The following is a 12956-nucleotide window of genomic DNA, read 5'->3' as shown; positions in this document are numbered from 1 at the left end:
CTAGAAGTGACCCCGAGCGAGTACTTTGAGAGGCGATGACCGCACTATTGGCCGAACGCGCCGCCGAAGTCGTGTCCGCAGCGCAACAGTTGCTCACAAAGCGAATGGGTGCTCCGGTAAAGCTGAGCGATCCGATCGAACTCAGCGGTAGTGGTAGGACGACGGTCCTACGTGTGCGTGTAGCGGAAAATGCCTTCTCGCTGCCGCGAACCCTGATCATCAAGCAGGTTCGCGGCGCCGCCCAGGAACGCCGGACCAGCGGCTTGGCGCCCGGGGTCGCCAGCATCGACTCCGCGTTCCTGCGCGAAACGGTGTCGTATCAGTTCACCACCGCGTTGAGCCGGGAGCACCGGCCGGGCGCGTACCTGATCGCCCACAGCCTTCCCGACCGTCTGCTGATCCTCAGCGACCTCGGTGAGAACTCCCTGTTGACCGCCGTGCTCCGCTCCGGCGCCGAGCCCGCCACCCGCAACGCCCTGATGGCGTTCGCCCAGGCGCTGGGCCGGATGCATGCCGCCACGGTCGGGCGCGAAGCCGACTTCGTCGCGTTGCTGCGCCGGGTCGATGTGGTGCACCGGGTCGACGGCATCGCCCAGCAGGCCGAGTCGGCGATCGCCGAGGTGCCCGGTCTGCTCGAGCGCGAGCTCGGCATCGAGGTGCCCGGCGAGATCGCCGAGCGCATCGTGCGCGGCAACCGCCTGTACTCCGCGGGCCGCTTCCGCGCGTTCAGCCCGTCGGACCTCTGCCCGGACAATGTGATCCTGAACGAGGAGGGCGCTCGCTTCCTCGACTACGAGTGGGGCGGATTCCGCGACGCCACCCTGGACATCGCCTACGCGCTGGTGTCCTTCCCCGGCTGCCTGTGCGATCTCGAGCTCTCGCGGGAGCGGGCGCGCCAGATGGTGGAGGCCTGGCGTGCGGAGGTCGTCGGCGTGTGGCCCGCGCTGGCCGACGACGACCAGCTGGCCGAACGCATCCTGGAAGCCCGGTTGATCTGGGTCTGGCTGTCCACCTACTGGTTCCTGCCCGCCGACCACGCCCGCATCGCCGCCGCCAGGGAGCACGGCCTTTCGGTGCCGCGTTCGGCGGCGCTGATCAACCGCTGGGCCGCGCTCGCCGAGGACGCGCGGTGCACGGGAGACGACATCGTGGGGGATTTCGCCGAGGACGTGTCGGCGCGGCTGGAAGAACGCTGGGGCGAGTAAGCCCGCTGCGTCGAGTTCGCGTGCATCAGGCCGCTCTCGGCGACACCCGCCCTGCGTGCGAGTAAAGCGGCCTCCAGGTGGTCGACGCCCGCAGGCACAGCACCGGGACGCGCATCGTCGTGCGGTCCCGGCACCGAAATGCCGGTAGCGTGCCGGGGAGGACGCCAGTGGTCGACGGCAGCGCTCAGCCGAGCGGGATCTGCCTCGGCTCGATCCGGCCCCCGGAGCGGACGGCGAACGATGCGCCATGGCGAACACCGGAGTTCTGGTCCGCCACGTTCAGCAGGTAGTACCAGTCCATCTGCGCCTGGTCCGCGGTGATCTCCAGGACGCCGTAGCCGTGGGCATCCAACTCGACGTACCGCAAATGGCGGTTGACCGTCTTGATCGATTCGGCGATCGGAGCGGAGTTCGCCCGGAGCATGTCGCCGATGCTGGTCGAGGTCACCGACGGCACCACGAACTCGGCGCCCGCCGTCGCGCCGCCCGGGTAGCCCGCCGCGTCCAGAGGCAGGTCGGCGGCCCATGAGGAATGGATGTCCCCGGTCAGGAACAGCACGTCGGAGATCTGCTGGTCGACGATGGCGCGGAACAGCCGGGTGCGGTCGGCGGTGTAGCCGTCCCACTGGTCGCCGTTCAACGAGGGGCCGGCCTGCGGGAGGCCCATGGTGCTGGTGATCGCCGCCGTGGTGGCGGGCTCGAGCGGCGGGAACACCAGCGGGGCGATCATGACCGAGTTACCCACCAGCTTCCACCGCACCGGAGCGGAGGCCAAGCCGGCGGTGAGCCATTCCATCTGCGCCTTACCGGTGATGGTGCGCGCCGGGTTGTCGGCCTCGCGCCAGTTCGCCCCCGGCTTCGCCTCCTGGTCGCGGTAGCTGCGCAGATCCAGCATGGCGAGTTCGGCCAGGGTGCCGAAGCGCAGCCTGCGGTAGATCCGCACATCCGCGCCGGAGCCGGACGCGCGGACCGGCATCCACTCCAGGTAGGCCCGCGCGGAAACGGCGCGCCGGTCCGCCCAGCTGCCCTCGGTGGCGGGATCGTGGTTGTTCGCGCCGCCGGACCAGGAGTTGTCCGCGGATTCGTGGTCGTCCCAGGTGCAGATGAACGGCAGCGCGGCGTGCAGGGCGAGCAGATCGGGGTCGGTCTTGTACTGGGCGTGGCGGATGCGGTAGTCCGCCAGGCTGACGATCTCGTTGGCCGGATCGTGCGCGCGCACGGCGCCGTCGCGGCCGCCGTACTTGCCGCGGCCGTACTCGTAGATGTAGTCGCCCAGGTGCACGATCGCGTCCAGGTCGGTGCGAGCGGCCAGATGGCGGTAGGCGCCGAAGTAGCCTGCCTCCCAGTTCGCGCACGACACCACGCCGAACCGAAGGCGGTCCGGTGTGTCGGCCGCGGCGGGAGCGGTCCTGGTGCGGCCCACCGGCGAAGTCTGGCCGAGTGCGCTGAACCGATAGAAGTACTCGCCGCCGGGAGCCAGGCCGGAAACGTCGACCTTGACCGTGTGGTCGGAGTCCGCCGAGGTCGTCACGGTGCCGGACGCGGCGGTCGAGGCGAACCGCTCGTCCGCGGCGATCTCCCACCGGACGGTCGCCGGGTCACCCAGGCCCGAGCCAGGCGCCGCGTCGTCGGAGACGGTGACGCGGGTCCAGATGATCACGCCGTCGGGCAGCGGGTCCCCCGAGGCGACGCCGTGGCGGAACACCGTTGTCGCGGCGTCGGCACGCCCGGCGGCCAGCACCACGGTCGCGGTGGCGGCGCTGCCCTGGAAAAGCACGCGTCGAGCGAAGCGCAAAGTGGACGAGGGATCTGAAACGGATGCGTTTTCAGTCACGGGTACCGATCCCATCCGAAGTACCGGCGACGCGCAACTCCGTGTGCCGCTCGCGGTGCGGACCGCGAGGGCGCGCCACGGCATGTCGCGCTGTCGGTGCGCCTGGGTAACGTTCCTGCCGTGAGCGATGGTTTGTTCGACGTGCCCGGAGCCGCGGTGCCCCCGGAGCATTCGATCGACACTGTGGTGCGCCGGGACGCGGGCGCGCCGCTGGCCGTGCGCATGCGCCCGGCCACGCTGGAGGAAGTGGTCGGCCAGCAGCATCTGCTCGGGCCCGGCTCGCCGCTGCGCAGGTTGATCGAGGGTTCGGGCGCCGCGTCGGTGCTGCTGTACGGGCCGCCCGGCACCGGGAAGACCACCCTCGCCTCGCTCATCTCCCAGGCCACCGGCCGTAGGTTCGAAGCGCTCTCGGCGCTCTCGGCCGGGGTCAAAGAGGTGCGCGCGGTCATCGACATGGCGCGGCGGCGGCTGTCGGCGGGCGAGCAGACCGTGTTGTTCATCGACGAGGTGCACCGCTTCTCCAAGACCCAGCAGGACGCCCTGCTCGCCGCGGTGGAGAACCGCATCGTCCTGCTCGTCGGCGCGACCACCGAGAACCCGTCGTTCTCGGTGGTGTCGCCGCTGCTGTCGCGCTCGCTGGTGCTGCAGTTGCGGTCGCTGACCGAAGCCGACATCCGCGAGGTGCTCGGCCGCGCGATCGGCGATCCACGCGGCCTCGGCGGCGAGTACACCGTGACCGACGCCGCGCTCGATCACATCGTCCGGATCGCGGGCGGCGACGCCCGCCGCGCGCTGACCGCCCTGGAAGCATCCGCGGAATCCTCGCTCGACGGCACCGTCGACGTGGACCTGGTCGAGGCCAGCGTCGACAAGGCCGCGGTCCGCTACGACCGTGCCGGCGACCAGCACTACGACGTGATCAGCGCGTTCATCAAGTCCATCCGCGGGTCGGACGTCGATGCCGCGCTGCACTACCTGGCCCGCATGCTGAGCGCGGGGGAGGACCCGCGCTTCATCGCGCGACGGCTGATGATCCACGCGAGCGAGGACATCGGCATGGCCGACCCGATGGCGTTGCAGACCGCGACCGCCGCCGCGCAGGTGGTGCAGCTGGTCGGCCTGCCAGAAGGCCGCCTCGCGCTCGCGCAGGCAACGATCCACCTGGCCACGGCTCCGAAGTCCGGCGCCGTTGTGGCCGCGATCGGCGCCGCCATGGCCGACGTCGCGGCGGGCAAGGCGGGCCCCGTCCCGCCCCACCTGCGCGACGGCCACTACCCCGGCGCGGCGGCGCTGGGCAACGCGCAGGGCTACAGATACCCCCACGACGACAAAGACGGCGTGCTCGCCCAGCAATACCCGCCCGACGAACTGGTCGGCGTCGACTACTACCACCCCACCGACCACGGCCACGAACGCGAGATCGGCCCCAGGGTCGACAAACTGCGCCGCATCGTCCGCGGCTGATCCGCCCAGTACCAGGCGTACTGTGTCGGTATCGGTGAAGGTCATCCGTTGGTTGACCCGCCATTTCGTTCCGCAACGGCCGGAGATGTGGCTGTAATTGGAGCGCGGTTTGCAGGTCGAGTCGTACCGGAAGGGGCGGGTGCGTCCGGATGGGGTGTTCGCCCCCGACGGGAGTTTCGCAGGTGAGGCGAATGGGCCGACCCGGCGAAAGTCCTCATGATTGTGGAAGTGACCTCGTACGACACCGACACCCGTCGGGACCGGGTCGAGACGCCGCGCGCGTACGCCGAGACCGGTATCCCGGTCTACCTGCTGGTGGACCGGGACAGCTGCGAGGTGGTCGTGTTCAGCGAGCCGGAAGACGGTGTGTACAGCAAGACCGTGCGGCGGGCGTTCGGGAAGACTGTCGAACTGCCTGCTCCCGTGGGCATGACGCTGGACAGCGAGCCGCTGCGCGCCTGGGTTCGCTGACCGGTCGCGGGGACGCGCGCGGAGCCCGGTCGATGAAAATTCGCGTGCGCGGCACCGGTAGGCTGGGTATTCGTGCAGACCCACGAGATTCGACGGCGTTTCCTGGACCATTTCCTCCGTGCCGGCCATACCGAGGTGCCGAGTGCCTCGCTGATCCTGGCCGACCCGAACCTGCTGTTCGTCAACGCGGGCATGGTCCAGTTCAAGCCGTACTTCCTGGGTCAGGAGGCGCCGCCGTACCCGCGGGCGACCAGCGTGCAGAAATGCGTGCGGACCGGCGACATCGAAGAGGTCGGCGTCACCACGAGGCACAACACGTTCTTCCAGATGGCGGGCAACTTCTCCTTCGGTGACTACTTCAAGGAGGGGGCGATCACCCTCGCCTGGGAGCTGATCTCCAAGCCGCAGGACGACGGCGGTTACGGGTTCGATCCCGAGCGGATCTGGGTCACCGTGTACCAGGACGACCCGGAGGCCGCCGAGATCTGGAAGCGGGTCGCCGGCATCCCCGAGGAGCGCATCCAGTTCCGCGACGGCAAGGACAACTACTGGGACATGGGCGTGCCCGGCCCGGGCGGCCCCTGCTCGGAGATCTACTACGACCGCGGCCCCGAGTACGGCCGCGACGGCGGACCGGTCGCCGACGAGGACCGCTACCTCGAGATCTGGAACCTGGTGTTCATGCAGGACGTCCGCGGTGAGCTGAGCCCGAAGCTCGGGCACCCGCCGGTCGGGTCGCTGCCGAAGAAGAACATCGACACCGGTATGGGCGTCGAGCGCATCGCGCTGCTGCTGCAGGGCGTGGACAACGTCTACGAGACCGACCTGCTGCGCCCGATCATCGACAAGGCCGGAGAACTGACCGGACGCTCCTACGGTGTCCAGCACGAGGACGACGTGCGCTTCCGCGTGATCGCCGACCATGCCCGCACCGCCGCCATGCTGATCGCCGACGGCGTGAACCCGGGCAACGACGGCCGCGGGTACGTGCTGCGCCGCCTGCTGCGCCGCATCGTGCGCTCGGCCCGCCTGCTCGGCGCCGAGAAGCCGGTGATGAGCGAGTTCATGAAGGTGGTCAGCGACCTGATGGCCCCGTCCTACCCGGAGCTGGCCACCGACTTCCGCCGCATCGAGACCGTCGCGGTCGGCGAGGAGACGGCGTTCCTCAAGACGTTGAACACCGGCTCCACCCTCTTCGACAACACCGCCGCCGCGGTGAAGGCGCGGGGCGGCAGCACGATCGCGGGATCGGACGCGTTCACCCTGCACGACACCTACGGCTTCCCGATCGATCTGACGCTGGAGATGGCCGCCGAGGCCGGCCTGTCGGTCGACGAGGACGGCTTCCGCTCGCTCATGGCCGAGCAGCGCCAGCGCGCCAAGGAGGACGCCCAGGCGCGCAAGCACGCCCACGCCGATCTGACGATCTACAAGGAACTGGTCGACCGGGGCGCCACCGAGTTCACCGGCTTCGACGAGCTGACCTCCGAGGCCACCGTGCTCGCCCTGATCGCCGACGGCGTCCGGGTGCCTGCCGCGACCGCCGGCCAGGACGTCGAGGTCATCCTCGACCGCAGCCCGCTCTACGCCGAGTCCGGCGGCCAGATCGCCGACCGCGGCTCCATCACCGCCTCCTCGGGTTTGAAGCTGCGCGTCAACGACGTGCAGAAGATCGCCAAGAAGCTGTGGGTGCACAAGACCACGGTGGAGCACGGCCAGGTCACCGAGGGCGACGTCGTGCTCGCGCAGGCCGACCCGGCCTGGCGGCGCGGCGCCACGCAGGGCCATTCCGGCACGCACATGGTGCATGCCGCCCTCCGGCAGGTGCTCGGTCCGAACGCCGTACAGGCCGGTTCGCTGAACAAGCCGGGCTACCTGCGCTTCGACTTCAACTGGCAGGGCCAGCTGTCCGAGCAGCAGAAGGCCGACATCGAGGCCGTCTCCAACGACGCGGTGGGCGCCGATTTCCCGGTGAACACCTTCGTCACCGATCTGCCCAAGGCCAAGCAGATGGGCGCGCTGGCCCTGTTCGGCGAGAACTACGGCAACGAGGTGCGCGTGGTGGAGATCGGCGGCCCGTTCTCGATGGAGCTGTGCGGTGGCACGCACGTGCAACATTCCTCCCAGATCGGCCCGATCACGGTGCTCGGCGAGTCGTCGGTCGGCTCCGGCGTGCGTCGCGTGGAAGCGTTCGTCGGCTTGGACTCCTACAAGTACCTGGCCAAGGAGCGCGCGCTGCTGGCCGGTGTCGCCTCCGCGCTGAAGGTGCCCTCCGAAGAGGTGCCCGCGCGCGTCGAGCAGCTGGTGGAGCGGCTCAAGGTGGCCGAGAAAGAGCTCGAGCGCACGAAGATGGCCGCCGTGCTGTCCTCGGCGGGCAGATTCGTCGACGAGGCCGAGCGGATCGGCAGGCTGCTGCTGGTCGCCGTGGCCGCGCCGGAGGGCGTCTCCGCGGGGGATCTGCGCACCCTGGCCACCGACATCCGTGGCCGCTTCGGCAGCGAGCCCGCCGTGGTGGTGCTGCTCGGCAACGCCGAGGGCAAGGTGCCGTTCGTGGTCGCGGTGAACAAGCCCGCTCAGGAGCTCGGCATCAAGGCGGGCGATCTGGTCGGCAGCTTCGGCCCGAGCATCGCGGGACGCGGCGGCGGCAAGCCGGAGATGGCGCAGGGCGCCGGCTCGGACCCCTCCGGCATTCCGGCCGGCCTGGCCGCGGTCCGGGCACGGGTGGCCGAACTCGCCGGGTGATGGGCGATCCAACGGAACCGGAGCGGTCGGCGCAGCGCGGCGCCGACCGGCCGCAGCCGGCCACCGACCCCGGTCGGGGCAGGCGGATCGGCGTCGACGTCGGCAGTGTCCGGATCGGGGTCGCCGCGAGCGATCCCGACGGGATTCTCGCCACCCCGGTGGAGACCGTGCCGCGCGCGAAACAGTCTCGGCGATCGGCTCCCGCACCCGATATCGAAAGAATTGCCGAAATTGTGCGGGAGTACGAGGCAGTCGAGGTAATCGTCGGATTGCCGCGGACATTACGCGGGGAGAAGGGCACTGCGGCTACGCTGGCCAGCGCATTCGCTGAGCGATTGCGGGCTGCTGTCGGGTCGGTGCCGGTCCGGCTTTCCGACGAACGTTTGACTACGGTGTCAGCTGCACGTGCATTGCGGGACAGTGGAGTTCGCGCGCGTGGCCAGCGGCAGGTGATCGATCAGGCGGCGGCCGTGTCGATCCTGCAAGGATGGTTGGACGAACGGAGTGCGGTGTTGAGGTCGGTGGAAGCGGGACGTCCTGCGTCGCCCGGGGACGATGCATGACGGATCGGTGGGCGCGGGCCGAGGAACTGTTCCGACAGCGCGAAGCTGATCGGCGTTACCGGAGAGACGACCGGGCCTGGGGCGAGTACGACGGTGACCGGTACGACGACTACGACGACGACACCACCGTCATCCCCCGTTACGTCGACGACGAGGAGGAGCCGGAGCCCGCACCGCCACCACCGCCCCCGCGGCGTGGCGGACAGCGCCCGAGGGCCGCGCGTGCGGAAGCGCCGCGCCGCTCGAAGCGCGCTGACTCCGAACGCGCGGAGTCGAAACGCGCCAAGCCCGAACGCTCCGGCCGCTCGCAGCGCGGTAAGCGCTCCCGGGTCGCCTCGCGTAAAGCCGCCGAGCGCAAGAAGCGCCGCCGCACCCTCTGGGTCGTCGCGGGCGTCTTTGTGCTGCTCTTCGCAGGCGCCGTCGTCTTCGCCGGGATGAAGTTCATCGGCAGTCTGGCTCCGCCGAAAGACTTCGCCGGGCCGGGGGGACCGCTGGTGGTGGTGCAGGTGCATCCCGGCGACACCTCGCAGCAGATCGCCGCGACCATGGTCGAGCGCGGTGTCGTGGCCAGCACGGGCGCGTTCTTCCAAGCGGCCGTGCGTAATTCGAACATGAACTCGGTGCAGCCCGGCTTCTACGCGATCCCCAGCCAGAGCCCCGCCGCGGAGGCGGTGGCGACGCTGGTCAGCAAACAGTCCAGGGTCGGCAATCTGGTCGTCTCCGAGGGGCGGCTGCTGCACGACCAGCACGACATGAACACCGGCGGGCGCTACGACGGCATCTACCGCAAGATCGCGGAAGCCAGCTGCATCGGCACCGGCGCCAACCAGAAGTGCGTGACCTACGAACAGCTCGATGCCGCGGGCGCGAGCCTGGACCTGGCCGCGCTAGGGGTGCCCGCGTGGGCGATGCAGGGTGTCAAGGACTGCCCGGACCGGACGAGGCAGCTGGAAGGCCTCATCGCCGCGGGTACCTGGGATTTCGATCCCAGCGCCACACCGCAGGAGATCCTGCGGCAGTTGGTGACCGCGAGCGCGAAGAGCTACGAATCCACCGGACTGCTGCAATCCGGCGCCGACACGAAACTGACGCCGTATCAGACGCTGGTGGCCGCCTCGCTGGTGGAACGTGAGGCGCAACCCCAGGACATGGGCAAAGTGGCGCGGGTGATCGTGAACCGGCTGCGGGCCGATCAGATGCTGCAGTTCGACTCGACGGTGAACTACGCCTTGGATCGCACCGAGGTGGCGACCACCGACGCCGACCGCGCTCAGGAAACCGCCTGGAACACCTACGCGATGCGCGGCCTGCCCAAGACTCCGATCGCCGCGCCGTCGTTGAACGCGTTGCGTGCCATGGAGAATCCGGAGGCGGGGCCGTGGCTGTACTTCGTCACCGTCGACAAGCAGGGCACCACCCTGTTCACCGACGATTATCAGGAGCATCTGCGCCTGATCGCGCGGGCACAGCGCAGCGGCATCCTCGACAGTTCCAAGGACAGCGGTGGGCGCTGATCGCAAGGCGGCGGTGCTCGGCAAGCCGATCGCGCACTCGCGATCGCCACAGCTGCATCTGGCCGCGTATCGCGCGCTCGGACTGAACTGGAGTTACGAGCGCATCGAATGCTCGGCAGAACAGCTGCCCGGACTGGTCGACGGACTCGGGCCGGAATGGGTCGGGCTGTCGGTGACCATGCCCGGCAAGGAAGCGGCGCTGGCCTACGCGGACGAGCGCACCGACCGGGCCGTGCTGGTCGGATCGGCCAACACCCTGGTCCGCGGCGACGCGGGCTGGCTGGCCGACTGCACCGACGTGGACGGCGTGCTCGGCGCGCTGCGCGGCGGCGGTGTCACCGACCTGACCGATGCCGTGGTGCTGGGAGCGGGCGGCACCGCGCGGCCCGCTCTGCTGGCGTTGTCGGAGCTGGGCGCGAAGTCGGTGACCGTGGTCGCCCGCGACGCCGGACGGGCGCGCGGCGCGCTGGAACTCGCCGAGCGACTGGGCATGATCGCGTCGCTCGCCGGATTCGACACCGGGCCGCTGCACGCGATCTGCGCGGCGGCGGGCGCCGTGGTGAGCACCATTCCGGCCACGGCGGCCGCGGTCGTCGCCCCGGCGGTGGCCGAGGCGCCGGTGGTGCTCGACGCGATCTACAACCCGTGGCCGACCCCGCTGGCCGAGGCGGTGGCCCGGGCCGGGCACACGGTGGTCAGCGGTCTGCAGATGCTGCTGAATCAGGCCTACGGCCAGGTCGAGCTGTTCACCGGGCAGCAGGCGCCGCGCACGGAGATGGCGGCGGCGCTCGACGAATCGGGATCGCGGCCGCGCCTGCCATAGCCGCGTGCGTGTTCCCCGGCGGCGAAAGCCGATGGCCGCGCATCGGCGGACCCGATCGGGGGCCTATGCGAGGGCGCGGCCTCGAACGTCTCGCTGGTGAACCGCCCGAAACAAGCGCCGCCGTGGACGCAGAGGGCAGGGCGAGGGCATCGCTGCGCTTAGCATCGTCTCATGACCGACGAGACCGAGTTTCCCGTCCAATCCGCGCGCACCCAGCGCTTCACGCTGGGCGTGCCGCGTAACTGCGCGGTCGCTCCGGACGGGCGCCATGTGGTCTTCCTGCGTTCGCGGTCGGGCACCGATTCCGTGACGTCGCTGTGGGTACGCGACGTCGAGACCGGCGTGGAGCGGATGGTCGCGGATTCGGCCGAACTGCTGGGCGCGCGGACGCAGACCAGTTCGGCGCGCGAACGCGCGCTGCGCGAGCGGGCGCGCGAGGCCGCTACCGGAATCGTCCGGTACGCCACCGATGCCGCGGTCTCGAAAGTGGTCTTCGTCTTGGCGGAGACGCTCTACGTGGCCGACGTCGATACCGGTGCGGTCGATGAGCACAAGCTCGACGGACCGATTTTCGATCCACGGCTTTCGCCGGACGGACGCTTGGTCGCCTACGTGTCGGGGCCGACGGTGCGGGTGTTCGAAATCGATAGCGCCACAGACCACGTCGTGATCGGCGGTGTCGACGACACCAGGCAGTACGGTCTGGCGGAGTTCATCGCGGCCGAGGAGATGGGCCGGGATCGCGGCTTCTGGTGGTCGCCCGATTCGCAGCATCTGCTGATCGCCGGTATCGATGAGGCGCCGGTGAACCGGTGGTGGATCGCCGACAGCCGCAATCCGCAGCAGCCACCCACCGAACTCGCCTATCCGGCAGCCGGGACCGCGAATGCCGATGTCACCGCGCACGTGGTGGATCTGGACGGCAATCGGGTCGACATCGAGTGGGATCGCGACGCCTATCCGTATCTGGCGCGGGTGGACTGGACGGCCGGTGGGCCGCCGCTGTTGCTGGTCCAGAGCCGTGATCAACGGACGCAGCATCATCTGGCGGTCGATGTCGAAACCGGCCGGACCGATCTCGTGGCCGCCGAAGCCGATGAGGTCTGGCTCGAACTGGTCGCCGGTGTGCCGGCCCGCACACCGGCGGGGCGGCTCGTGCGCGTGCGCGACGACGCGACGACGCGCGCGCTGTTCGTCGACGACGAGCGGGTGACCGCGCCGGAGCTGCACGTGCGGGCGGTGCTGGACGTGCGCGACGACGACATCTTGTTCACCGCCTGCGAAACCGCGTCCCCCCGGCACCGCGAGATCGGGGAGATCCACGTGTACCGCTGGGGCCGTGACGGAACGGTTCGGCTGACGAGCGAACCAGGGGTGCACTCGGCCACCCGCGGCGGCGATGTCATCGTCGTGCGATCCAATACGCTCGCGAGCACCGACACTCGGACGCGGATTCTGCGCGGCGGCAACGTCCTCGGTGAAATCCCGGCTTTCTCCGCAGCGCCGGTGCTGACCGCCCGGCCTCATCTGCAGTTGGCCGGAGCGCAGCACAATCCGGCCGCGGTGCTGCTGCCGACCGGGTATTCCGGCGACGATCCGCTTCCGGTGCTGCTCGACCCGTACGGTGGCCCGCACGGCCAGCGGGTGCTGTGCGACCAGCGCGCCTACCTGGAAGCGCAATGGCTGGCCGACAAGGGATTCGCGGTGATCGTGGTCGACGGTCGCGGTATGGCCTGCCAGAATCCGGCACGGCAGCGGCTCGTGGCCGCGGACCTGGCCGGAACTCTCGACGATCAGGTCGACGCGCTCGGCGCGCTCGCCGCGCGGTACCCGCTGGACCTGAGCAGAGTCGCGATCCGCGGATGGTCCTTCGGCGGCTATCTCGCCGCGCTGGCGGTGCTGCGGCGACCCGATGTGTTCCACGCGGCGATCGCGGGTGCGCCGGTCACCGACTGGAGCCTGTACGACACGCACTACACCGAACGATATCTGGGCCACCCGGATCGGCGACCGGAGGTGTACGCCGCCAACTCCCTGGTCACGGCGTCCGGCCTCGCGCCGTCCGCCGAACCGACCCGACCACTGCTGCTGATCCACGGGTTGGCGGACGACAATGTCGTCGCCGCGCACACCTTGCGACTGTCGGCGGCGTTGCTCGCCGCGGGACATCCGCACGAGGTGCTTCCGCTTTCCGGCGCGACGCACAAGCCGACAGACGAACGAGTGGTGGCCAACCTGTTGCTCCATCAGCTCGACTTCTTGCGACGTTCGCTCGGTTTGTCCTGAAACCCCTGGTAGGACGCGATTCCAGCGACGGAGACGTGGACCGGGGATACCATG

8 protein-coding genes and 1 pseudogene are annotated in these 12956 nt (G+C 69.8%); 8 read left to right on the top strand and 1 reads right to left on the bottom strand.

What is annotated here, in order from left to right:
• Positions 1–35: 35 nt before the first annotated feature.
• Positions 36–1205, top strand: a complete 1170-nt coding sequence (locus ACH49X_RS03030) for a phosphotransferase family protein (RefSeq protein WP_195082318.1) — start codon at positions 36–38, stop codon at positions 1203–1205.
• A 184-nt stretch (positions 1206–1389) separates the two neighbouring features.
• Here ACH49X_RS03030 and ACH49X_RS03025 read toward each other — a convergent pair whose 3' ends face one another.
• Positions 1390–3054, bottom strand: coding sequence for an alkaline phosphatase D family protein (locus ACH49X_RS03025; protein ID WP_357206710.1), 1665 nt, complete (start codon positions 3052–3054; stop codon positions 1390–1392).
• A 105-nt stretch (positions 3055–3159) separates the two neighbouring features.
• Here ACH49X_RS03025 and ACH49X_RS03020 point away from each other — a divergent pair, with 105 nt between their 5' ends.
• The 7 genes and pseudogenes from ACH49X_RS03020 (at position 3160) to ACH49X_RS02990 (ending at position 12902) form a co-directional block, all read left to right on the top strand.
• Positions 3160–4503, top strand: coding sequence for a replication-associated recombination protein A (locus ACH49X_RS03020; protein ID WP_397068706.1), 1344 nt, complete (start codon positions 3160–3162; stop codon positions 4501–4503).
• Positions 4504–4710: 207 nt separating this feature from the next.
• Positions 4711–4974 (top strand): annotated as a pseudogene (locus ACH49X_RS03015) (Uma2 family endonuclease); the annotation flags it as partial.
• Between the two features lie 72 nt (positions 4975–5046).
• The gene (alaS, locus tag ACH49X_RS03010) at positions 5047–7716 is read left to right on the top strand and encodes an alanine--tRNA ligase (protein ID WP_195082321.1); all 2670 of its coding nucleotides are present in this window, start codon (positions 5047–5049) and stop codon (positions 7714–7716) included.
• Positions 7716–8279, top strand: a complete 564-nt coding sequence (gene ruvX / locus ACH49X_RS03005; RefSeq protein ID WP_357206708.1) for a Holliday junction resolvase RuvX — start codon at positions 7716–7718, stop codon at positions 8277–8279. Before alaS ends, ruvX begins: the two co-directional genes overlap by 1 nt.
• Positions 8276–9793: an endolytic transglycosylase MltG gene (mltG, locus tag ACH49X_RS03000; protein WP_195082323.1), complete on the top strand. Its 1518-nt coding sequence runs from the start codon at positions 8276–8278 to the stop codon at positions 9791–9793. The genes ruvX and mltG overlap by 4 nt, the downstream gene beginning before the upstream one ends.
• Complete coding sequence (locus ACH49X_RS02995; RefSeq protein WP_357206706.1) at positions 9783–10616, top strand: shikimate dehydrogenase; 834 nt, start codon at positions 9783–9785, stop codon at positions 10614–10616. The genes mltG and ACH49X_RS02995 overlap by 11 nt, the downstream gene beginning before the upstream one ends.
• 171 nt (positions 10617–10787) lie before the next feature.
• Positions 10788–12902, top strand: a complete 2115-nt coding sequence (locus tag ACH49X_RS02990; RefSeq protein WP_357110327.1) for a prolyl oligopeptidase family serine peptidase — start codon at positions 10788–10790, stop codon at positions 12900–12902.
• The last annotated feature ends 54 nt before the right edge of the window (positions 12903–12956 follow it).

Source organism: Nocardia sp. NPDC019323 (assembly GCF_044389845.1).
In the GTDB taxonomy this organism is placed as follows: Bacteria; Actinomycetota; Actinomycetes; order Mycobacteriales; family Mycobacteriaceae; genus Nocardia; species Nocardia implantans.
This window is presented reverse-complemented; position numbering and strand designations above follow the sequence as displayed.